This window comes from Psychrobacter sp. DM4 (assembly GCF_051307035.1).
GTDB lineage: Bacteria > Pseudomonadota > Gammaproteobacteria > Pseudomonadales > Moraxellaceae > Psychrobacter.
Genome location: NZ_CP195536.1, coordinates 2,407,186 through 2,429,303 on the forward strand (window position 1 = coordinate 2,407,186; position 22,118 = coordinate 2,429,303).

At 44.7% G+C, this 22,118-nt stretch carries 20 protein-coding genes; 10 read left to right on the forward strand and 10 right to left on the reverse strand.

The window, feature by feature from the left end:
* Window positions 1-48 precede the first annotated feature (48 nt).
* From ACR64G_RS10285 to ACR64G_RS10295, 3 genes are all read right to left on the reverse strand, one after another.
* Window positions 49-606: a UPF0149 family protein gene (locus ACR64G_RS10285; protein ID WP_435980706.1), complete on the reverse strand. Its 558-nt coding sequence runs from the start codon at window positions 604-606 to the stop codon at window positions 49-51.
* Window positions 607-772: 166 nt separating this feature from the next.
* Entirely contained in the window at window positions 773-1,003 is a 231-nt protein-coding gene (locus ACR64G_RS10290; RefSeq protein WP_435979205.1) for a PA3496 family putative envelope integrity protein, read from the reverse strand.
* Between the two features lie 200 nt (window positions 1,004-1,203).
* Window positions 1,204-2,667 carry a hypothetical protein gene (locus ACR64G_RS10295; RefSeq protein ID WP_435979206.1) on the reverse strand — a complete coding sequence of 488 codons (1,464 nt, stop codon included), beginning with the start codon at window positions 2,665-2,667 and terminating at the stop codon, window positions 1,204-1,206.
* Between the two features lie 277 nt (window positions 2,668-2,944).
* On the opposite strand from ACR64G_RS10295, the gene serB reads away from it, so the two are divergent.
* From serB to hemJ, 6 genes are all read left to right on the forward strand, one after another.
* Window positions 2,945-4,132 carry a phosphoserine phosphatase SerB gene (gene serB, locus ACR64G_RS10300; protein WP_435979207.1) on the forward strand — a complete coding sequence of 396 codons (1,188 nt, stop codon included), beginning with the start codon at window positions 2,945-2,947 and terminating at the stop codon, window positions 4,130-4,132.
* Between the two features lie 127 nt (window positions 4,133-4,259).
* Entirely contained in the window at window positions 4,260-5,285 is a 1,026-nt protein-coding gene (locus ACR64G_RS10305; RefSeq protein WP_435979208.1) for a DUF368 domain-containing protein, read from the forward strand.
* A 220-nt stretch (window positions 5,286-5,505) separates the two neighbouring features.
* The gene (aciT, locus tag ACR64G_RS10310) at window positions 5,506-5,856 is read left to right on the forward strand and encodes an AciT family ciprofloxacin tolerance protein (protein ID WP_435979209.1); all 351 of its coding nucleotides are present in this window, start codon (window positions 5,506-5,508) and stop codon (window positions 5,854-5,856) included.
* A 221-nt stretch (window positions 5,857-6,077) separates the two neighbouring features.
* A complete protein-coding gene (locus ACR64G_RS10315) occupies window positions 6,078-6,584 on the forward strand; it encodes an SCP2 sterol-binding domain-containing protein (RefSeq protein WP_435979210.1) in 507 nt (168 codons plus the stop codon).
* 333 nt (window positions 6,585-6,917) lie between these two features.
* Window positions 6,918-7,895: a biotin synthase BioB gene (gene bioB / locus ACR64G_RS10320; RefSeq protein WP_435980707.1), complete on the forward strand. Its 978-nt coding sequence runs from the start codon at window positions 6,918-6,920 to the stop codon at window positions 7,893-7,895.
* A 99-nt stretch (window positions 7,896-7,994) separates the two neighbouring features.
* Window positions 7,995-8,429: a protoporphyrinogen oxidase HemJ gene (gene hemJ, locus ACR64G_RS10325; protein WP_435979211.1), complete on the forward strand. Its 435-nt coding sequence runs from the start codon at window positions 7,995-7,997 to the stop codon at window positions 8,427-8,429.
* 114 nt (window positions 8,430-8,543) lie between these two features.
* Here the strand turns inward: hemJ and ACR64G_RS10330 are convergent, their stop codons facing one another.
* From ACR64G_RS10330 to ACR64G_RS10350, 5 genes are all read right to left on the reverse strand, one after another.
* Window positions 8,544-9,167 (reverse strand): hypothetical protein, encoded by a 624-nt coding sequence (locus tag ACR64G_RS10330; RefSeq protein ID WP_435979212.1) that lies wholly within the window; start codon window positions 9,165-9,167, stop codon window positions 8,544-8,546.
* 225 nt (window positions 9,168-9,392) lie between these two features.
* Entirely contained in the window at window positions 9,393-9,884 is a 492-nt protein-coding gene (locus tag ACR64G_RS10335; RefSeq protein ID WP_435979213.1) for a hypothetical protein, read from the reverse strand.
* A 67-nt stretch (window positions 9,885-9,951) separates the two neighbouring features.
* Window positions 9,952-10,668, reverse strand: a complete 717-nt coding sequence (gene rph, locus ACR64G_RS10340; protein ID WP_435979214.1) for a ribonuclease PH — start codon at window positions 10,666-10,668, stop codon at window positions 9,952-9,954.
* A gap of 163 nt (window positions 10,669-10,831) precedes the next feature.
* The gene (locus ACR64G_RS10345) at window positions 10,832-12,529 is read right to left on the reverse strand and encodes an AMP-binding protein (RefSeq protein WP_435980708.1); all 1,698 of its coding nucleotides are present in this window, start codon (window positions 12,527-12,529) and stop codon (window positions 10,832-10,834) included.
* A 616-nt stretch (window positions 12,530-13,145) separates the two neighbouring features.
* A complete protein-coding gene (locus ACR64G_RS10350; RefSeq protein WP_435979215.1) occupies window positions 13,146-14,873 on the reverse strand; it encodes an AMP-binding protein in 1,728 nt (575 codons plus the stop codon).
* Between the two features lie 612 nt (window positions 14,874-15,485).
* Here ACR64G_RS10350 and parC point away from each other — a divergent pair.
* Together parC and ACR64G_RS10360 are read left to right on the forward strand one after the other, a co-directional pair.
* Window positions 15,486-17,786, forward strand: a complete 2,301-nt coding sequence (gene parC, locus ACR64G_RS10355; protein ID WP_435979216.1) for a DNA topoisomerase IV subunit A — start codon at window positions 15,486-15,488, stop codon at window positions 17,784-17,786.
* A 71-nt stretch (window positions 17,787-17,857) separates the two neighbouring features.
* Window positions 17,858-18,217, forward strand: a complete 360-nt coding sequence (locus ACR64G_RS10360; protein WP_435979217.1) for a hypothetical protein — start codon at window positions 17,858-17,860, stop codon at window positions 18,215-18,217.
* Between the two features lie 366 nt (window positions 18,218-18,583).
* Here the strand turns inward: ACR64G_RS10360 and ACR64G_RS10365 are convergent, their stop codons facing one another.
* Entirely contained in the window at window positions 18,584-19,180 is a 597-nt protein-coding gene (locus tag ACR64G_RS10365) for a hemerythrin domain-containing protein (RefSeq protein WP_435979218.1), read from the reverse strand.
* A 211-nt stretch (window positions 19,181-19,391) separates the two neighbouring features.
* On the opposite strand from ACR64G_RS10365, the gene ACR64G_RS10370 reads away from it, so the two are divergent.
* The gene (locus ACR64G_RS10370; RefSeq protein WP_435979219.1) at window positions 19,392-20,915 is read left to right on the forward strand and encodes a cryptochrome/photolyase family protein; all 1,524 of its coding nucleotides are present in this window, start codon (window positions 19,392-19,394) and stop codon (window positions 20,913-20,915) included.
* A gap of 107 nt (window positions 20,916-21,022) precedes the next feature.
* Window positions 21,023-21,853 (forward strand): Cof-type HAD-IIB family hydrolase, encoded by an 831-nt coding sequence (locus ACR64G_RS10375; RefSeq protein WP_435979220.1) that lies wholly within the window; start codon window positions 21,023-21,025, stop codon window positions 21,851-21,853.
* Here the strand turns inward: ACR64G_RS10375 and ACR64G_RS10380 are convergent.
* Entirely contained in the window at window positions 21,850-22,110 is a 261-nt protein-coding gene (locus ACR64G_RS10380; protein WP_435979221.1) for a hypothetical protein, read from the reverse strand. The genes ACR64G_RS10375 and ACR64G_RS10380 overlap by 4 nt on opposite strands.
* Window positions 22,111-22,118 lie beyond the last annotated feature (8 nt).

Consider the following 22,118-nt stretch of genomic DNA (forward strand, 5'->3'; position numbering starts at 1 on the left):
CGTTAAACGGGTAGCGTTAAATAGTAGCGACTGCTGCTATAAATAAGGTTAGTCGTTGGTATGAAATAACAAAAAAAGCTCGGTTAAATTGCTTTCAATGCCATTGACCATCTGTGCCATGTTGTCCTCATCAGCGCGCATTTGCGCCAGCTCAGGATCTTCATCATCGATGCCGCTAAGGACGATCATAGGTAGAGTCAATACCGCTACATCCTCCGCCGTCTCCTCATCCTCAAACCAGTCTTTGGCGTCGTCACCATACATAGCATCGACGAATCCTATTGACCAAGCGACGATATCTGATTCATCAGAAAAATCAATAGCTGCCTCATCACTGCTATTTTCTTCATTGAAAGGCAACGTGATCGGTGTCTCATTTTTGAGCTCAGCTAAGATAGCAGCGCGCCAGCGCTTGATACCATCGACGACATTCGCTGGAATCTCACTGATGTGACCCTCAAACAAAGCCTCGATCCAATTGGGTAGTTCAGGACCTACGATAGTCGCCGTCAAAAACCCATGAGTGGCGATACTATCAAGCACAAACTGGCTTTCTTGGTTGTCGAGATAATCTAGTAATTGATCAAAACTTAGTGCGTCCATAATAGGATTGTCCTTAATCGATAACGGGTTGGTAAGCTCAAAATTGCTACAGCATTAACCATGTAAGTCGTTCGTGTTAGTATGCATTGAGCTTAACACAGTTCAGTTTCGAGCAAATCAGATAAAGGGTATGGCGATTAGTAGAGATAACTGATCGTTAGAGTATTGATCACTCCTCATCCCAGTCATCGCCATCTTCATCAAAATCGTCAAGATCATCCATCTCATCTTTTAGCTCTTTGGCTAGGCGCTTTTCTTCTAATAAATTGTCAATCAAACGGCGTTTCTCCAAACTACTCAGACGAGTACGAACGCTAGTCTCCGCCTCTTCTACCATCTTTGCATCATCATCGTCAACGAAATCATCATCAAAATCGTCGTCAATATCAGCATCACTCATGACAAGCTCCTATTATTATTGGGTAGAGGTTAAAACGTACTGGTAATCAAATATTATATGGGGTGTTACATACTTTAGTATTTATCTATATGACAAAATACATCGCTATATATATGCCTTATAAGGTCTCAGTGTAGCCTTGTCAATGCTTTTCGGCGCTTGCATGCTTTTAGTAGTCAATATTGTCTTAGCCATAACTATCATTCATCTATCATGAGTACCGCATTACGCACATCGGCGAGACGCTGTATGAGGGAGTCGTTGCCTCCATCAAATATAGCGCATTCACGCTCATAGACTGTCGTTGGGCGCTGGACGCTTTTGACTTGCACATGGGTTGCGATCTGCTTGAGACCTATGCTTGGCAAGAGAATAAGCATTTGCTCTTTGGTGCCGATACTCTCAAGTAGTTGCGTCATAGCGGGCGTTTGAGCATTGTCACTCACGCCCGCTTTGGCGGATAAAGCAAAACGTGATAGCTCGATATGTTTATCATGAATGATTTTGTTTAGCATAAGATACAGTTTGGCGAGCATCACGCCCGCTAGCGCGACTTTGGCGTGGCTGTTGTCCGCTTTTAGGGTAGCACTTGCTGCGCCATGCTCATCAAAATGTGGCTCGTTGGTAGCACTAACGCCCAGTAGCAATGGCAATTGTAATAACTCACTTATTGCTTGATTGAGGAGCTGAGTACAAAGTGCTAAATAAGGCATACGCATCTCAGGCGCTAAGCGCTCAAGCATGTTAAATTCATCATGGAGCATAATCTGCACGGTGACGCTATCAAAAGCGCGAGCAGAAGACAGTCTTGTTGAACGACTTAACGTACCATTTGGCGCAGCAGTAATATCAGAATGCAGCTCTGTATCAGAGGTATTGCTAGGTGCTAAGGTCGTCTCAGTCTTAGCCGCTGTCGTCGGTACTGAGGTGCTCGATTCAGGATTTTGTTGCGACTTAAGATAAGCATTAAGCTCATCGTGAATGCTGGCTGCGCTAATAAGCTTTTTGGTGTCACTGACGTTATCGCTAGTGCTGAGGCTACTTTGCTCATTATCGCTAGGTTTTTGCTCTGACCCATCTACATTATTGATAGAGCGGCGATTGTATGTATTGTGCCCCTCTTGTCTATAGCGATCACGATGCAGATCCTGAATCTCTTGACTCAGTGCATTAATTTGCGCTTTGGTTGGGCGGGCGATATAACCATAGAGCAACCACAAAAACAGATGTAGTAGCAGTGAGCCGATGACAAACGGCCATTGCATAGCGATAATCTCACCTTTGCTAATGTCCTTTAAGGTCAATGCCACGCTACCGATGACCGCGTCGCCTTTGGTCGCCATCTTGCGAATAGTATCACCTTGTTGCATAGGCGCATTGCCGACAGGAACGAGTAGCTCGTCGTTACTATCTTTGATCACGATACGTGCCACATCTTGTTCACTAGTATAACGATTAGCAATGACGCTTAAGCTCACGCGGTCTTCATTTTCTAAAGACAATCTAGCCTCATCAATGAGCTGGGCAACCATTCGCTCACCTTTTTGCGCTCGGCTTTTGGACAGCTGCTGATCGGTACTAATGACCAATAGTAGAGTCTGCAAACAAAAACTGACCAGAATAATAATGGCAAACAACCCTTGCCGCGGCGCTAAATACATCATGATAGAGTAAACTTTTTTGAGTAAGGGAAGGTAAAAAACGAAGCTAATGCTCGTTTTGAAAAAAGGCATCTACGGTTATAACGCTATAAAAGTCAGCCATTATAAATTATGGCTACTATATCACTATCGTAGTCATTATTGCGTGAGCTACCATGATAAATTTATCGAAAAACATATTTTACAGTCGCGCTTTACTTTTTATCTCCTCTATAGGCGCTACGCTGTAAAGCTGTTATTATTCCCAATCTTATATGAGCATACAAGGGACAATTGAGCCATGCCAAAAAATACGCCTTACTCGTTACCAAAAGACAGCAAAGCATGGCAGCAAGCCGTTGACTCCATTGCCTCCTTATTACCTAAAGACACGCATCTTCAAGATTTTGACACCTTGCAATCACTGCCTGTCTTTGCCCTTATTGTCGTATTGCCTACTGATATGCCAACGCTTGATATTCATCACTATGTGCAATCTTGGGTAGATGAGCAGCCCAACTGGCATCTAGTCACTGTCGCTGAAGACACGCAGGCGCGTTTTGTAGAAGTCGCTATCGACGATACAGATACCACCCAAGCAATTGCTCGTCCGCCTTTTGTCTTAGCGCAGGTATATCGCTACTTGCTCGTACCCGTGACAGATACTTTAATGCACCCAGCCAAGACTACGGCGGCAGCTCATATCATTGATGATCAGCTGACTACTCGCCTGCGTCATGATTTGAGCGAGAGCTATAATTTGGCGACAGACAATAACACTCAAACAGACAGCGTAGAGCTCATCGATTGTCATATCCTCTCTGTCGGTCATATGCTACGCACTCACAAGTTAGCTTGTTTTGATATGGACTCAACCTTGATCGAACAAGAGGTTATTGTGGAGCTGGCAAAGGTCGCAGGCGTTGGCGAGCAAGTTGAGGCGATCACCGAAGCAGCTATGCGCGGCGAGATAGATTTTGATGAGTCTTTCGTTCAACGTGTGGCTCTATTACAAGGTCTATCAACGGATGTTTTGGATGATATTTGTACACGCCTGACGCTGTCGACAGGTGCGCGCGCCACGATCAGCGCGCTCAAGGCTCTGGGCTACCATACGGTACTGGTATCGGGCGGATTTACTTACTTTGCTCAGTATATCGCCGAGCAATTGGGTATTGATGAGGTACATGCCAATCATCTAGATATCGAAGACGGCGAGGTTACTGGTCATATACAGCTGCCTATCGTCAATGGTAGCAAAAAAGCCGCTATCGTGGCTCATACCGCAGAGCGCCTAGGACTTGCCATGTCACAGGTAGTCTGCGTTGGTGATGGTGCAAATGATCTACTAATGATGGCAGATGCTGACCTAGGCGTTGCCTATCGCGCCAAACCCATCGTCCAGGCGCGTGCTGATGCAGCGATCAATATCACAGGCCTTGAGGGCGTCCTATACGCACTAGGCTATCCCGCCTTTGTTCCTGCTTAGATGATATAGCTTCCAGATAGCTAGAGTGGCTATTAGTTAGCTACTCTAGCTGGTGACTGCTTATACTTCTCATTACTTTTAATGGTTAGACGCCTACTTTGTCACTCAAAATTCTAAAGGAATGTCCATGACGGCATCACCCTCACCGCGACCAGATACCCCGTCGACTGATACAACTTCAAATGCTTCTCTAGATACTCATTTAGACTCTGATTTGGATACTCAGCCTATATATGACGACAGCCCAAAGCAGTTACTCGGCGTGTACGTCAAAGGTATCGCTATGGGCGCCGCCGACATTGTACCGGGGGTGTCTGGCGGCACCATAGCGCTGATATCAGGTATTTATGAGCGTCTTATTAATGCTATTAGCCGTATTGGCCCTAGTCTGTGGGGCGTGTTCTGTCAGCGGGGCGGTATCAAAGGTTTAGTTGACATTTGGCGTGAGGTTGATGCGACTTTTTTGGTGTGTCTGCTCCTAGGTATTATCACCAGCTTTATCACTTTAGCGGGCATGATCAAGCATTTATTAGACAATCAGCCTCTGTTTATTTGGTCGTTTTTCTTTGGCTTAGTAGCCGCAACGGTCGTCATTTTGCTCACGGAGATCAAACGCTGGACTGTAGGGCGAGCCAGCTTATTTGTTATCGGTCTGGTAGTCGCCGTTGGCGTGAGTAGTTTGCCGCTGCTTCATTCAGCACCAAGTCTACCCTATCTATTCTTTGCTGGTGCCATCGCTATTTGCGCGATGATACTGCCTGGTATTTCAGGCTCATTTATCTTGCTTTTACTTGGTGCTTATGACGCAGTATTGGAAGCGGTCAGTACGATGAATCTCACCGTCATATTGACGGTGGTCGCTGGTATGGCAACGGGGCTATTACTGTTTACGCGCGTACTCAAATGGCTATTGTCACGCTATTATCAGGCAACCTTAGCGCTGCTGACAGGCTTTATTGCAGGTTCGCTAGTCAAGGTATGGCCATGGAAAATATCGATAGCGAGCGCTTTAGATAGCGAGGCGATACGCAATGTCATGCCCTGGCAGTACCCTACTGGCGCGCAGTGGCTCACAACCTTAAGTTTGATGCTGTTAGGCGCAGTACTAGTGTCTTTATTGTCTTGGTGGGGACATCAAAACAATAGAACATAAGCCGTTATTTGTGCGTTATCGGCGCTATGCTTTGCTCAGAGTACGCTGTAGCTGACTGGCTATTATTACCCTTAAATCAGACGTCAACGGTTGTCGCAAAGTCGCCTTACTACCCTTCTACTTTGTCCATTTTGCTCTCATAATAGGGTTATTGAAATTCACCTTATGACAAGCGAGATGAATGATGTTGTTGACTATATTTTCTTTTGATGCGCTGAGTATGAACACTAATGCTCTGCTAGGCTTAGGTCTATTAGCAGGTTTGGTTGTGACGTTGGCTCTATCCTCACAGCGCTGGCTGCTGTGGTATTTACTAGGTGGCATGGGATATTGGCTCGCGGTTGAGGCCATTAATACTCTAGTATCGAGCTGGTTTGTGTTCACTGAATGGCACAGTTATGTACTCGCGATGGGTATCAGTTGGGTGCCATTAGGCCTATGGGTACTCTACAGAGCGCTGCGATACGAAGATGTGAGCATGGCTTTGCAGCAGCAGCGTGAGCTTGAGGCGGCACGTTACGTTGAGCATAGTCCTGTCTATGATGATGACTACACGCCGCGTTTTCAGTAATTTGTTTTAGCCATCAATTTTCAGTCACCAAATCATATTTCCAAACCATATTTCCAAACCATATTTCCAAACTTGGTATTCAAAACTGTTTTGAGCTTCTATTTATAATGTATTGTTATTAGGCTATTGCGTTGTGACGTAATAGACACGAATCGTTAATACTTCAGTGACATGATTATAGTAAAATATGCATCATTTTACCTCTCACTAGGAGTTCATCTATGTTTACGGTTCCTGTTCTAGATATCAAATCTGATCCATTAGACGTGTTATTGGCTATCGTTGGTTATCGCTTATCTATGCTTGCTGATAGCGATAACGAAGAGTTCAAAGCCTTGTTAGCAGATCGCAACGTCACTATTGAGATTGCTAGTCAAGAGTCAGATATCGCCCGTTATTTTACTTTTGATAATGGACAGTTCAGTCAGCGTAGTGGTCATGCAGAAAAAGCGGACCTGACTATTAGCTTCAAAGATTCAATCACAGGTGTGAAGTTATTGACTAAAGGCAGCTTGCCTGCTTTTATGACAGCGGTTCAAGAAGGCAACCTAAGCATCGAGGGCGATTACAGCTTGATGATGTGGTTCAATAAACTAGCCAAACACATCGTCCCTACGATTCCAGAAGAGCTTAAGCCTTACATTCAAAAGGCTAAACCTTACGCTTACAAAGCTCAGCAGTTCGCTGGCCATTGGTTTGGCGTCGCCAAGCACAAAATCGGTAAATAAAGGAAAAGCGTTAATCGCTAACGCTCTGGTGTTATCAAAAGGTTGCGGTATACTACGAGTATCGCAGCCTTTTTTGTGGCATATATAAAGGCTGTGCCTACTAAGAATAAAGCTTATACCATTGACGCTCATGTCGTTATTACATCTAAGCGTATTTACACTTATCTGTGTTGGATACATCATAAAGGATCTTTACTCATGGCAGGATTACTTAACATCTCAGAACCTAGCATCTCAAACTCTAGCATAGAAACTAGTAGCAGTAGCTTAAATGACAGATCACTTGTTAAACCTAGCCGTGAACACATTGCGCAGTTATTCGATTTACCTTTAATGGACTTATTGCTACAAGCTCAGACTACCCATCGACAGCATTTTACAGCCAATGAAGTTCAGATCAGCACTTTGCTCTCTATCAAGACAGGCAACTGTCCTGAAGACTGTGGCTATTGCTCGCAGTCCGGTCATCACCGTGAAAAGACTGAGCTACAGGCAGAAAAACGTCTAGATGTTGAGAAGGTCATTGCTGCGGCCAAACGCGCCAAGGCGACAGGCTCATCGCGGTTCTGTATGGGCGCTGCATGGAAGCATCCAAGCGCTAAAGACATGCCTTATGTCGTTGAGCTGGTCAAAGAAGTTAAAGCTTTAGGGCTTGAAACCTGCATGACCCTTGGAATGCTTGACTCCAATCAAGCTACGCAATTGGCAGATGCCGGACTTGATTACTACAATCACAACTTAGATACTTCAAGACGCTACTACGAACAAGTCGTCAGCACGCGCAGCTATGATGAGCGCCTTGATACTATTAGTCATGTACGCAATTCTGGCATTAATGTCTGTAGTGGTAATATCGTCGGTATGGGTGAGAGCCGCGAGGATCGAGTAGACTGGCTGTATGAGCTGATAAAGATGTCAAAAGCGCCTGAGTCTATACCCGTCAATCTACTCGTGCCAATTAAAGGCACGCCTATTGGTGATAAGGTACTCGCTGACGGTGAGCTGTCCGTTATGGAATGGATACGCACGATTGCGGTGACTCGTATATGTTGCCCTACAAGTTACGTACGTTTGTCTGCAGGACGTGAAAGCTTGTCTGATGGTGAGCAGGCGCTAGCCTTTATGGCAGGTGCCAACTCGTTCTTTTATGGCGATAAGCTACTTACTACTGGTAATGCCAGTCAAGCCAGTGACAACAGACTCATGCAAGAGCTAGGCTTGAGTGCGCAACTCGCCGCGCCAAGGACTCCCAAACACGTACCCGTATTAGATGTCATGAGTGGTCAGCAGTTGCATGTACTTGCTGAGTAGCTCATTTGAGCTGCTAAGTTGATACCAATCAATTCACAACAGTATCATTCGGTAATTTGCGCTAAGCTTTGCCGTTTATAAAAGGGTACGAGAACAATTATGGCAGAGTACTTTAACTGGATTAAAGCGGCGCATATTATTTCTATGGTTTGCTGGTTTGCGGCGATTTTCTATTTACCGCGCTTGTTCGTTTACCATGCGATGAGTGAGGATAAGATTAGCCAAGATCGCTTTGTTATTATGGAGCGCAAACTGTATCGCGGTATTATGACGCCTGCGATGATTGCGACTTGGATATTTGGCGTTTGGATGGTGGTACTTGGCTGGGAGGTGTACAAGACTCAAGGCTGGCTACATATCAAAATAGCCTTGGTCGTTCTACTGACTATCTATCACGCGGCTTGCGGGTTTTATCGCAAAAAACTGGTCGATACTCCGCAGTATAAGACCCACAAATTCTGGCGCTGGTTCAACGAAGTACCTGTTTTTGGTTTGGTGATTATCGTCATTTTGGTCGTCGTAAAACCCTTTTAAACCGTATTGCACTCTCTCTACCTTCCATCAAAAAAAGCGTCCGTTCTCAGGTGAGTAACGGACGCTTTTTTAAGCTTAGCAAGTTTATGGTTAACAAAAAGGTTCATTCTACTGTTAAATCGTTGGGCGCATAATTTGATAAACGTTGCTCAAATCATAAACTCGATAGCGCGCAGGCTCACGGCGATTCTCGCCTGCATAGCTGAGTATGAGCGCCTCTTTTGCCGACTCATTGGTCCAGCCAACAAATAGCCCACTGTGCTCGACACCATTATAGCCATGATTGATATAATACAGCCAATCACCCGCTTGGATATCGCTGCTGTTGGCATAAGGGCCTTGTCCATATTGTCCTTTGTGTATCGTATCGCGAGTCACGCCTGCACGCTTAAATACGGCATCCAAATAGTCCCAGCAGCCGCCTTGGACGATGGTACGCTCATTGAGTGCCATGGTACGCGCTGTGCTGATTACTCCGCGGGCAGCAGGGCTACTTTGGGTTTCTGCAAGGCTCAATAAGGGTAGATATTCACTATCGACATTGTCATAATCTCCTGACAAAAATGCTGGCATTATCGCAGGCGCTTGACGCTGCATGATAGGATACTGGTAGGTAGAAGGAACAGTAGACGTAGATTTTTGAGCGATGAGTTGGCTCATGCTATCGGCATGAGCTGATGATAAAGCGGCAATCGGTAATAGCAAAACGCTGCATAAGTAGATAGACATACGCGGCATGACTTACTCCCTGTCAAAATATCGACATTAAATAATTTAATCTTACTTATAAACTATTTATAGCTGCTGCTGCAAGTATTATTGATAATTGAGAGGCGATAAAAGGTCATAAAAAGCAGATAAAAGGTAGGAGTGGAACCTAGTAACTTGGTTGTAAAATGAAAGATTTAAGAGAGATTAGAGAGAAAGTATTAAGCAAAAAGATATATAGAAAAGGGTGATGGCTTATTGATCGCTCATTTTGATATTAGCATGACGCTTAGTAACCGCTTGACCTTGCAATATGGCCTGAGTGGCTTTGGCCTCTTGTACACTATCAAAGCCACTAATATGGTATTTGCGCGTGCCCTCAGCGTCTAGTATCTGTAATTGCTCGCCAAACAGGGTGACTTTATCACTGATACTCAGCTCGATAGTGGCGCGCTTGCCTTGATTGTCGTGTATGAGCTTGCCAGCTTGCACCCATAAAGTCCCAGTACTGATAACCCCGCTTAAGGCAGCTTTGCGCTGTTGGCGTTGGCGATTAAAGATAAAGCTACCTACAATGAGTAAAGCCAATGCCCCAATAGATAGACGCTCTGATAATAGACTCATCGCCATAGCAACAGCTATCGCACCGATGAGTAGCGCGAACCCAAACCAAAACAGTCCGTTGTCCGCGACAGCAGGCGCACCTTGTAAAGTAATCTTTGCACCGTCATCAGTTAGCTTGAGCATACAAAAACACCTATCGCAATAAAAAAAAGACAGCCAAACATAAGCTTAGCTATCCATAGTATTTATCCTACCAGCCAAGGGCTGTTTTTTGCATAGCTACCAGCTCGCTAATACCTTTTTCAGCGAGTATTAGCATATTGTCTGCTTGCACTCGGGTGAATGGCTTGTCCTCAGCCGTCCCTTGTAACTCAATGAACTCGCCTTTTTGGGTCATCACGACATTAAGATCGGTGTCACAGTTTGAGTCCTCTTCGTAGTTGAGATCCAAATAAGCTTCACCGTCTTTCATGCCGACGGAGACTGCGGCGACCAGACCGATAAGAGGATCGGCTTTGAGCTTTTTAGTTCTTTGAATACTCTCTAAAGCATCGATTAAGGCCACTGCGGCGCCCGTGACACTCGCGGTACGCGTACCACCATCTGCTTGCAACACATCACAATCAAGATAAATGGTATTCTCACCCAATTTACTCAAATCAATCATCGCCCGCAAGCTGCGACCGATAAGGCGTTGAATCTCTTGGGTACGACCTGACTGCTTGCCACGAGCCGCTTCGCGCTGGTTACGGGTATTGGTCGCACGTGGCAACATACCATATTCAGCGGTAATCCAGCCTTTGCCCTTACCTTTGAGCCAACGCGGTATGCCTGACTCGACACTCGCCGTACACAACACTTTGGTATCACCAAAGCTGACTAATACTGAGCCTTCAGCATGCTTAGTGTAGTGACGCTCAAAGCTAATGGTGCGAAGTTGGTTCAGCTCGCGGTTATCAATACGCATAAATATTCCTAAGGTAACGTTATAAAAAGTGCAACGCTGTCACAAGTACAGCGTTATAAGTTATCAAATAAATGAGATATCCTAACTTGACGCCTGCCTAATAGCAAGATTGGCACTCATCGACACGCTATTGTTTCGATCAAATGGGTGTAAAAGGCAAAACCTATTCTAAGCCTTCCATCTTACGCAGCTCTTTGCGTAGGATTTTACCCACGTTTGATTTGGGCAACTCATCAACGAACTGAATGTGACGCGGACGCTTATAACCAGTCAGATTCTTTTTACCATAATCAAGTAACTCTTGCTCTGTGACCTCGCCTTTTTTGACCACAAACAGCTTAGGATCTTCGCCGCGCTCATCGCTTGGCACACCTATAGCCCCGCACTCATTGACCGCTGGGTGCTCGCTCATCACCGCTTCTATCTCATTGGGATAAACATTAAAGCCTGACACAATGATCATATCTTTTTTGCGATCGACAATTTTGATAAAGCCTTTTTCGTCCATGATACCGATATCACCTGTCTTGAGATAACCACTAGCAGTAAACGTCTTTGCCGTCTCATCAGGACGGTTTTGATAACCAATCATCACCTGCGGGCCTTTGACACATATCTCACCGCGCTCACCGATAGCGACCTCGTTCTCATCATCATCGATGAGCACAATGTCAGTGCTAGACGCTGGAATACCGATTTTGCCTGTGAATTCAGCGATGGTCATTGGGTTAAATGCAACCACTGGGGATGTCTCTGATAGACCATAGCCCTCTACAATCGGCAAACCTGTAATGTTGTGCCACTCTTTAGCGACGCTTGGCAGGACTGACATACCGCCGCCGATAGACGCTTTTAAGTTAGAGAAATCCAATTCGGCAAAACGCTCATTATTGACAAGACCGTTGAACAAAGTATTGACCGCAGGGATAAAGGTAGGCTTATATTTACCCATCTCTTTAATTAAACCATCTAGATCACGTGGATTGGGAATGAGGAGACCGGCGTAACCTTGATACATACCGTACATGCCGCATACCATAAATGAGAAGACATGATAAAGCGGTAGCGCAGTTAAAATCACATCATTGCTACTAGCATCATCTTCAAAGGCACTATTGATCAGCACACTAATCTGAAGCATATTAGCGACCAGATTACCATGTGAGAGCATCGCCCCTTTAGCAACGCCAGTAGTACCGCCTGTGTACTGCAATAAAGCCACGTCACTTAGATTAAGATTAGGACGCTTGTATTTGCTCGCAGAAACTGAATTTAGAGCCTCTTTAAAACCTATGCTACCTGGCAAGCTATAAGAGGGAATCATTTTTTTAATATGACGGGCAACTAAATTGACGACGACTCCTTTTATAGATCCGAGCATATCGCCAATTTTGCAAATGACCACGTGTTTTATTTGACCTTTGTCTTCGGCTTCTTGATACGTTTTTGCAAAATTCTCAACGATAAATATCGCTTTAGCGCCGCTGTCATGCAACTGATGTGACAGCTCTCGACTGGTATAGAGCGGATTGATATTGACCAGTACCATACCTGCGCGAATGATACCGAGCGCAACGATAGGATATTGCAAAATATTAGGCATCATAACGCCGACTTTATCGCCTTTGACTAAGCCTAGTGATTGAAGATAACTTGCAATCTGGCGACTATAGATGTCGAGCTGCTTAAAGGTAATTGAGGCGCCCATACAGATATAAGCAGGTTTTTGCCCGTAGCGGCGAAAGTTACGCTCGAATACATCAATTAAAGAGGTATCATCCTCTGGCATATCGATCGTCGCATCGATACCATAGCGCTCATAAGCGCTCAGCCAAGGTCTGTCACTAGGTATCGTTGGCATAGTAGGAAACTCAGTTGTCTTTGATTTTGACGGCGTGTTTTTGCTTGTTTTGTCATCTGTTGGCTTATAGTCAGTGTTTTGATTATCAGTATTGTTTGTCATAATAATTCCTAATCAATAATACTTCAGTGGCGCAATAGACCCAAGATTAGGGCGTGTTGAACATTCACAAATGCGCACTGCTGATAGCTAAAATAGTTCTAGTCTAAGTGAAAATTGCAGGTAATGCTCATTGCATTGGCTAGATTTTCACAACGACTAGGGCGATTTTAGCATCAGCCCCTTTTTTATGAACAGCTGGGGACAGGACTCTTTTTTGCCGCTTTATTGATAAAAACAGACGCTTAGAATGACTAAACTTACAATATTTATCTGCAAATCGTCTAAAAAACAGTCTCTGTCAGTGCCAAGGTCGAATGTTCAACACGCCCCAAAGGAGTCAAGTAATGACAGGAACTATAGCAGTTTTGGGATAAATTCTCTATGTATGTCCTTTGTCTAAGTCCACAAAAAAGACCGGGTCACTATAGCGACCCAGCCTTTTTGTTATTTGACAACTAATTGTTTGATTGCTAGTTGTTTAATGACCAGTTACTTGACTACTGTCAAACTGGCTTTAAGCGTTTTTCTTCGCTTCAAGCTCACGCAAGTCTTTGTGCAAGATTTTGCCGACGTTAGTCTTAGGGAGCTCATCGATAAACTCAACATAGCGAGGACGCTTATATCCCGTTAGGTTTTCTTGACTATAAGCTAAGACCTCTTCTTTTGTTAAGCTATCATCTTGGCGAACCACATAAATCTTTGGTACTTCGCCGCTTTCGCCGTTGTCGATACCAATAACGCCGCACTCAACGATCTTAGGATGTGCTGACATCACCTCTTCAACTTCAGTAGGATAGACGTTAAAGCCTGATACCAATATCATATTCTTTTTGCGATCGACGATAGTAACGTAACCATCATCACCCATGATACCGATATCACCTGTCAAAAAGTAACCATCTGAAGTCATCACTTCAGCAGTCGCTTCCGCACGCTGCCAGTAGCCTTTCATGACTTGCGGACCGCGCACACCAATCTCACCGCGCTCACCGATAGCAACCTCTTTGCCGTCATCATCGATGATTGCAATCTCAGTACCTGGCATAGGCAGACCAATAGTACCGCTGAACGTCTTACTGTTGATAGGATTAGCTGTCGCGACTGGAGAGGTCTCAGACAAGCCATAACCTTGTAAGATGATATTACCTGTCACTTGACGCCATTTTTCGGCCGTTGGGCTAAGTACCGCCATGCCGCCGCCCATAGAGACGATCAGCTTGCTATGGTCCATAGCTTTGAACTCTTCGTTATTAGCGAGAGCATTAAATAACGTATTGACCGCAGGGAAAAATGAAGGTGGATTGGCTTTATAGGCTTTCATCAGGCTGTCCAAATCACGTGGATTAGGCACTAATAAGCCGATACAACCGCGATAAAGACCGAACATACCGCATACGGTAAAGGAGAAGATATGATAAAGCGGTAGAGCGGTCATAATAACAGGCTGCTCCCCTCTTTTTTCGAAGTCATCAAAAGCGCTACCCAAAAAGGTATTGCTTTGGATTAAGTTAGCGACTAGGTTTTTGTGCGTGAGCATCGCGCCTTTGGCAACCCCAGTCGTACCACCTGTATATTGCAGTACAGCGACGTCGCTGAGCTTAATATCATCTGGGCGCTTGTATTTGCGCGCAGGGCTCTTTTTTAACATATTTTTAAAGCTGATGCTTCTGGCAATATTGTATTCAGGTACCATTTTTTTGACATGACGCACGACCGTATTGACCATAAGGCCTTTGAGAGTGCCCATCATATCGCCCATGCCCGTGATAACCACGTTGTCAACGACATCTCGGCCGATGTCTTGATAGGTCTTGGCAAAGTTCTCAACCATGATAAGCGCTTTGGCGTCAGAATCAGTCAGTTGATGCTCAAGCTCTTTGGTCGTGTACAAAGGATTGACGTTCACAAGGGTCAAGCCTGCGCGCAGTACGCCGATGACAGAAACTGGTAGTTGCAGGATGTTTGGCATCATTACCGCAACTTTATCGCCTTTACTCAGGCCTAGTGACTGTAAGTAGACGGCGACCTGCTTGCTACGTTCATCAACTTCTTTGAAGGTAATTGATGATCCCATGCAAATAAAAGCCGTTCTATTACTAAAATCAGCAAAGCTTTTTTCTAAAATATCGACGAGCGAGCTACTCTCTGGTGGCAAGTTGATGTCATAAGTCAATCCAAGGTCTTCATATGTCTTTAGCCAAACGGGGTTATTATTACGAGTCAATTGTGCTTGATTGTCCATAATCTTGTTACTCCTAGTAGAATGTATGTTGACTAACCTATGATAATATAAATGCAGCAAAAAAACGCTAATGAACCCTTAAGGCAAGCGATTTAATGACTTTCATATGTAACGATAAGTAAAAAAATTGGTGTGAAATAGCGCTTCTTTACCCTATTATTATTTAACATACACACTTTACATAAACTACTCAACACAAAAAATAAGTGTGCCAGTACGCAAAAGTTGCTTTATATTAAAATATATATCAAAATCATATACTTATAATCATTATGTTATGAATTTCTAACTCAGGCCTACTACACTTTTGTTTACACGGAATATAGTATTTACTTTATCAAATCAATGAGTGTCGCTCATTCTAGCGCGTTCAAACAAATGAGCTTAAATATACAATCTTGTATGCTTTGTTTGATTGTTATTCAATAAACCAAACAGACAGAATAACGTATGAACTAGCACCCCTATAAACCTCAAAAACAAGCGTCATTACCTGTCGTATAGTGTGCTATACGTCTGTCTAATTTCCTCAATTTCCTTTAGGATAGGGTATCTTTTTATCTTAGACTCTTCATATTTTATTATAATACAATTAAAAGCGAACCTTACTTTATGTCCGATGTTATTGATCATACAAATACTCCTATCGTACCGAGCGAGCCGATGGATAGTCGCTCTGTTGCTGAATTCACCGAACAAGCCTATCTCAACTATGCCATGTACGTCATCATGGATCGCGCGCTGCCAAATATCGCCGATGGTCTAAAACCCGTCCAGCGCCGTATCGTCTATGCCATGAGCGAGCTAGGACTAAAATCGACGGCGAAGGCGAAAAAGTCTGCGCGTACCGTCGGTGATGTGCTGGGTAAATATCACCCGCATGGTGATAGCGCCTGTTATGAAGCCATGGTACTGATGGCACAGCCGTTTAGTTATCGCTATCCGCTGATCACTGGTCAAGGTAACTGGGGTAGCCCTGATGATCCCAAGTCCTTTGCCGCGATGCGTTATACCGAAGCTAAAATGTCTGCTTATGCCAATACTTTGCTTGCAGAACTCGGACAAGGCACGGTCGATTGGCAAGATAACTTCGATGGCACCATGCAAGAGCCAACCACTCTGCCTGCCCGCCTGCCGAATATTTTATTAAACGGCACGACTGGTATTGCCGTCGGTATGGCAACCGATATCCCGCCGCATAACCTAAATGAAGTGGTACGCGCGGCTATTCGTTTGCTAAAAAATCCTGAGCTATCGGTTAAGCAATTAACCCAATCAATACCAGCACCTGATTTGCCAACGCCAGCTGAAATTATTACCAGTAAAAAAGACTTGCAGGCGATGTATGAAAGCGGTCGCGGCAGCTATAAAATGCGCGCCACCTACCATGTTTATCCCAAAGAGAAAAACCTCGTCATCATCGATGCTCTGCCCTATCAAGTCTCAGGCAACAAGATTCAAGAGCAAATCGCCAAACTCATGACGGACAAGAAACTGCCTTGGATCGTCGATATTCATGACGAGTCGGATCACGAAAACGCTTGCCGTATCGTCTTAGAGCTAAAATCTACCCGCGTCGATGTGCAGCGGGTGATGAGTCATTTGTTCGCCAGTACTGATCTTGAAAGTAATTACCGCGTCAATATGAATATGATCGGTCTAAATGGTAAGCCACAAGTCAAAAACCTCAAAGAAATCCTTGAAGAATGGCTCGTCTGTCGCCGCTCAGTGGTCACGCGCCGCGTACAGTTCCGCCTCGACAAGATCGATAAGCGCTTACATATTTTGGCAGGTTTACTTATTGCTTATTTGCACATTGATGAAGTCATACGCATCATCCGTGAAGAGGACGATCCCAAAGCGACGTTGATGCAGAACTATGATCTGACGGACATTCAAGCCAATGCCATCTTGGACATTCGCCTGCGTCAACTCGCCAAGCTTGAGGAGATTGAGCTACGTAGTGAACAAGACGCGCTAGCCGCTGAGCGTGCTGTTTTGCAAGAGTATCTCGATAATCCTGACAGCTTAACGGCGCTTATCATCGATGAGCTCACCGCTGATATGAAGGAGCACGGCAACGAGCGTATGTCGCCGCTGATGGAGCGCGATGAAGCACAAGCGCTCAAAGAGTCTGACCTTATCCCCAGTGAGCCGATTACCGCGATACTATCGAAAGCGGGCTGGATACGCGCGGCCAAAGGTCATGAGGTCGATGCCAAGGGGATGACCTACCGCTCAGGCGATGGCTATCAAGCCGACGTGCGCGGTAAATCTAATGAGAAAATCTACGTCCTCGACAGTACAGGGCGCAGCTATAGTATTGACGCACATAACCTAGCCTCTGCCCGAGGTCAAGGCGATCCACTCACTAGCGTACTCAAACCACAAGCAGGTGCCAGCTTTGAGCAACTGCTCACGGGTAATGATGACCAACGTATTATCCTCGCCAGCTCAAAAGGTTACGGTTTTATCAATACCATTGGCAATCTTGATAGCAACCAAAAAGCGGGCAAGAATATTATCAACCTTGCCGCTGATAGCACCCTATTGCCTGTCGCGCGTATTGACGCCCCCATAGGTAGCACAAGCGGTGAAGAAGGCAGTACGGTAAGAGCCGCGCCTGACCATATCGCCGTCGTCACCAACGCTGGATACTTATTGATATTTGCCCTCGATGATCTGCCGCAGCAGGCCCGCGGTAAAGGCAATAAGATGATTACGTTGAAAAGTGATGAAGAGGTGCTAGCTATTACGCCACTGAGCAAGCAAGACAGCTTGATTATTACTGCTGGTAAGCGTCATGTGACCCTAAAACCGATGGATTTAGCGAACTATACGGGCACGCGTGGTAATCGCGGTGGTCAGTTGCCGAGGGGTTTTCAGAATGTGAGTTCGGTTGAGGTTGGTTAGTCTGGGGTTTATTTATTTAAGTTTTATAAAGCTAGGCTAAAAGTCCAGCCTACGCTTACTGGGAGAATATTATGAGTGAACAACATGTTTTTATTTATATCAAAGACCAAGAACATATTTTAACTGACGAACAAAAAGAAGAAGCATTTTCACTTTTTGACGAAAATATTATCGAATGTGAACATGAACCCTATTTTGATGCAGTTGAAAATCTACAACTGACGCATTCAGACATTATTATTACTAGCCCGTTCATGATGACCGCTGGGGACTTTGTAGCGACTAATAAATTTTGGCAATTAGATGACAATGAAGATGAAGAGTTTGAAAGCGACATTAATGAAACCATCTCCATTCGTTCAGAAATATTAAAAGAATTAGAGGATATATTGGCTACTAAGATTGCGGTTGTTTGGGAGCATCGAGATTAGTTTGCGTAGGGTGGGTTAGTTTTATCAAACTCTAGGAGAGAGTGCTCATAAAACGTAACCCACCATTTAATCTTGCTAGAATGCGGTGGGTTACGCTATCGCTAACCCACCCTACACAAAGCTTCGGTTTTTAATAAAAAAGAAAACTATAACCACGACCAATAGTCGCAAGAACATAAGCTTACCGCTAGCCCCGACTGCATCGGTATCCTGCTGAGCTGAGCGAGTTGTGAGGGCTAGGTTTTGAGGTGGCTCGCAGAGCAGGAGACACCCCAAACCATAGCCCTCGCCTCGCGCAGATGAGTAGATACAAGAGGAAGGCGGGAGAAGCTACTAAGGATAATTTCCACCGCCGAAAACCAACCTCTAACCCTGCCGTAACCCCAATATAGGAATCACCAAATCCTCCTCATCAGTCAGATGCTGCCGGAGTAAATCCGTCACTTTTACCAATGTCTCGTGTAGCGCTTTAGCCAGCGCCTTATACTCAACTTCATTTCTCGCCAGCTTGTCGTTTTGAATTTGTAATTCATCGAGTAGCGCGTTGAGGCACTCATGATCCTTGTTAAGTATCTCAAACGCAGGGGCAAGCGCAGGATAAATACGGACAAATTCGGGGAAGAATCCTTCGTCCTCTACCCCGTGATGCTGGTGCAATTTGAGCACGTGCATATTGATGCGCTTGAGGATTTGCGAGCGGTATTCTGCCCAGTCATACTCGCCATCAATATAAGCCTCGCTGATTTGCGTAAGGATGCGTTGGCGCTTACGAATATTGGTATGCACCTTTAGCCAGCCCGAAGTTTTGTATGCGTAATCCGACCCAAACCATTGATCAGGTGGTAGCTTGTTGTACAGAAACAACCAGTCTGCCTCGAGCCGGCTATCAGGATGACGCGGCGTGATACTAAATAGATCATCGTCTCTATCTTGTTGACTTGCATCGTTAGCAACTACAGTCATTGGCTCGTTCTCGTTTTTATTATTGATGCCTGTCTATATGGTGGTTTTGTCAGGTGATTTGTAGTGCCATTAGAGCAAAAGTCTTTTCAATTATGGGCAACAATAAAATCTCGGGCAGCATTTTGTCGTTTAATAAGTAACACAACCCTACCTTACAACATAGCAATGGCTCATTTATAATGAGTTGTCTTAGTTAATATAAGCTTAACTTATGAGTAAAAAAGTCAGCTTAATCTTCCCGCATCAGCTGTTTGCCAACGTGAGCCTTTGGCAGGACGTGTGCTACCTAATTGAAGAGGACTTATACTTTACCCAGTTTCCTTTTCATAAACAGAAACTGGTGTTGCACCGCGCTAGTATGAAAGCCTATGAGCAAACTTTAAAGGATGCGGGCAAAACCGTACACTATATCGAATCAAGCCATAAGCACAGTGACTGTCGTAAATTGATTGCTAGCTTTATAAGTCATAAAAGTAATCCTGACAACGATAAGGCTATTGAAAAAGTATATTGCATTGATTTGGTTGATGACTGGCTACGAATGTACGTTCAAGAAGCTATACTAGAGGCCGATATTGACTTTGATTGTTCGCCAACGCCGATGTTTTTGAACGCGCTACCCGTCTATTGTGATTTTTTTCGCGATAACCGCTTGTTCCATCACGACTTCTATACCCAAGCGCGAAAACGTGAAAAGATTCTCGTCGATAAGGACGATGAACCTATCGGTGGGCAGTGGTCATTTGATGAAGACAATCGCAAAAAGTATCCGCGTAAAGACACCCCTCCAGCAGTGGAATTTCCTAAATTGAGCGAGCATTATGAGAAAGCGCTAGCGTACGTTGAGGAAAATTTTGGCACCCATTATGGGGAAGCTAATCCCGACTTTCGCTATCCAACGACTCATGACGAAGCAGAAGAGTGGTTAGAGAATTTTTTATCAAAACGCTTTAAAGACTTTGGTAAGTACGAGGACGCTATTGTTGCCGACGAGCATATTTTGCATCATAGTATGCTGACGCCGATGCTCAATACAGGGCTGCTAACGCCTGAGCAAGTCGTCACGCGCACGCTAGAAGTTAGCGAGGAATATGATATTCCTATCAATTCGTTAGAGGGCTTTATTCGCCAGATTATTGGCTGGCGTGAGTTCATGTACGGGCTGTATGAGTCTATCGGTCGCAAGCAGCGCAGCAGTAACTTTTGGGAGTTCACTCGCAAGATACCACCGAGCTTTTATACCGGTGATACGGGTATTGTACCGATTGATACGACGATTAAAAAACTACTTAAGACAGGATACGCGCATCATATCGAACGCTTGATGATCTTTGGCAATTTTATGCTGCTCTGTGAGTTCGATCCTAACGAGGTCTATCAATGGTTTATGGAGATGTTCATCGACTCCTACGACTGGGTCATGGTACCTAATATCTATGGTATGAGTCAGTTCGCTGATGGTGGTCTGATGGTGACCAAGCCCTATATCAGCGGCAGTAATTATATTAACAAAATGAGCAATTATCAGGTCAAATCCAAAGGCGAGTCGCTTGAGTGGGCGGCTATTTGGGATGGGCTGTTTTGGCGCTTTATGCATGTACATCGCGAGTTTTTTGAAAAGAATGCGCGTATCGGCATGCTACTGTCGATGTGGGACAAGATGGATAAAGACCAACAAAAAGAGCATTTGGATAACGCTGCGCAGTTTTTAAAAAAATTAGATAATGAGAACTAAGGTCTACGTTTCTCTATACGTGGTATAGAATAATGCAAACGATAAAATTAGAGTACGGATCTATCAGAGTATGACACTATAATATTATGACAGTACAAAGGATATTTATGTTTACCGAATACAAAGCAAGTGGCGCGACAACGACGAGTAAAATTCCAACACCCAAGATTATTTTCTTTGACATTGATGACACGCTTAGCCGCGCAGGCATCATTGCTGAGCATAATCAAGCGACGTTGGAAGCACTGGCCAATACAGATATCAAGCTGGTCATCTCGACAGGACGTTCAAAAGCGATATTACCGCCTGATGTTTTGGCCTTGCTGGACGCAAACGTATTAGACGCTATCATCTGTATGAATGGTCAATATAGTTTTGATAACCATCATAGAATCAGCCACTACCCCCTATCTACTGAACAAACAGCAAAAATAGTGCAACTGTGTAAAGCGAGTAAACTTATTCACAAGTTTGACTCTGCTACTCACATTGCTTGGTCGGGTGAAAATGATCGCTTGCGTGAATTCAATGCCCGCACACCGAACTCTATCGTTGATCCCTCTTATTATCAAAACAATGAAGTCTATCAATGCTCAGTGTTTTTTAATAATCAGCAGGAAAAAATGCAAGACGTTGACTTCGCGCAAGGTGGTTTGAAATTGGTACATTGGCACAATACGGGTGCAGATATCTTGCCAGCTGATGCTTCTAAAGCGCGTGGTATCTTAGACGTCTGTCAGCACTATGGCGTTGATGCTAGCGAGTGCATGGCCTTTGGTGATGGTATGAATGACTTGGAGATGTTTGACTTAGTCGGCTACGCGGTCGCTATGGGTGATGCGCAACCTGACTTAATCGCACGGGCAGACTTTGTGACAGGTACGATTGAAGAGCGCGGTATTCAATCGGTGCTTGAGCGTCTAGACATGGTGTCTTAGTCCCGTACCATCACTCCGTAAAGCCAACTACCCAATTTATAAAACACGCCAATCACGACGATAAAAACCACAATGGCTAAGAGATAAGCCAACCAATCTGGCGCACCGCTTAGCCAACCGATCGTAAATACTGTGCCCAGATAGGCCTCCATCGGCCAGTTGATGATGGACGCAGACGTACTGACGTTAAGTAGCGCAATTAAAGCGACAAGTCCTACTAAGGCAGTTATGATTCCTACGCGTTGACGCTTATTCATACGGTCTC

What these genes read in the sequence shown, in the direction of transcription:
- ACR64G_RS10290 (WP_435979205.1), bottom strand. Translation starts at nt 1,003, where the DNA reads ATGAGTGATGCTGATATTGACGACGATTTTGATGATGATTTCGTTGAC.
- ACR64G_RS10295 (WP_435979206.1), bottom strand. Translation starts at nt 2,667, where the DNA reads ATGATGTATTTAGCGCCGCGGCAAGGGTTGTTTGCCATTATTATTCTG.
- serB (WP_435979207.1), top strand. Translation starts at nt 2,945, where the DNA reads ATGCCAAAAAATACGCCTTACTCGTTACCAAAAGACAGCAAAGCATGG.
- ACR64G_RS10305 (WP_435979208.1), top strand. Translation starts at nt 4,260, where the DNA reads ATGACGGCATCACCCTCACCGCGACCAGATACCCCGTCGACTGATACA.
- aciT (WP_435979209.1), top strand. Translation starts at nt 5,506, where the DNA reads ATGAACACTAATGCTCTGCTAGGCTTAGGTCTATTAGCAGGTTTGGTT.
- ACR64G_RS10315 (WP_435979210.1), top strand. Translation starts at nt 6,078, where the DNA reads ATGTTTACGGTTCCTGTTCTAGATATCAAATCTGATCCATTAGACGTG.
- bioB (WP_435980707.1), top strand. Translation starts at nt 6,918, where the DNA reads ATGGACTTATTGCTACAAGCTCAGACTACCCATCGACAGCATTTTACA.
- hemJ (WP_435979211.1), top strand. Translation starts at nt 7,995, where the DNA reads ATGGCAGAGTACTTTAACTGGATTAAAGCGGCGCATATTATTTCTATG.
- ACR64G_RS10330 (WP_435979212.1), bottom strand. Translation starts at nt 9,167, where the DNA reads ATGCCGCGTATGTCTATCTACTTATGCAGCGTTTTGCTATTACCGATT.
- ACR64G_RS10335 (WP_435979213.1), bottom strand. Translation starts at nt 9,884, where the DNA reads ATGCTCAAGCTAACTGATGACGGTGCAAAGATTACTTTACAAGGTGCG.
- rph (WP_435979214.1), bottom strand. Translation starts at nt 10,668, where the DNA reads ATGCGTATTGATAACCGCGAGCTGAACCAACTTCGCACCATTAGCTTT.
- ACR64G_RS10345 (WP_435980708.1), bottom strand. Translation starts at nt 12,529, where the DNA reads ATGCCAACGATACCTAGTGACAGACCTTGGCTGAGCGCTTATGAGCGC.
- ACR64G_RS10350 (WP_435979215.1), bottom strand. Translation starts at nt 14,873, where the DNA reads ATGGACAATCAAGCACAATTGACTCGTAATAATAACCCCGTTTGGCTA.
- parC (WP_435979216.1), top strand. Translation starts at nt 15,486, where the DNA reads ATGTCCGATGTTATTGATCATACAAATACTCCTATCGTACCGAGCGAG.
- ACR64G_RS10360 (WP_435979217.1), top strand. Translation starts at nt 17,858, where the DNA reads ATGAGTGAACAACATGTTTTTATTTATATCAAAGACCAAGAACATATT.
- ACR64G_RS10365 (WP_435979218.1), bottom strand. Translation starts at nt 19,180, where the DNA reads ATGACTGTAGTTGCTAACGATGCAAGTCAACAAGATAGAGACGATGAT.
- ACR64G_RS10370 (WP_435979219.1), top strand. Translation starts at nt 19,392, where the DNA reads ATGAGTAAAAAAGTCAGCTTAATCTTCCCGCATCAGCTGTTTGCCAAC.
- ACR64G_RS10375 (WP_435979220.1), top strand. Translation starts at nt 21,023, where the DNA reads ATGTTTACCGAATACAAAGCAAGTGGCGCGACAACGACGAGTAAAATT.
- ACR64G_RS10380 (WP_435979221.1), bottom strand. Translation starts at nt 22,110, where the DNA reads ATGAATAAGCGTCAACGCGTAGGAATCATAACTGCCTTAGTAGGACTT.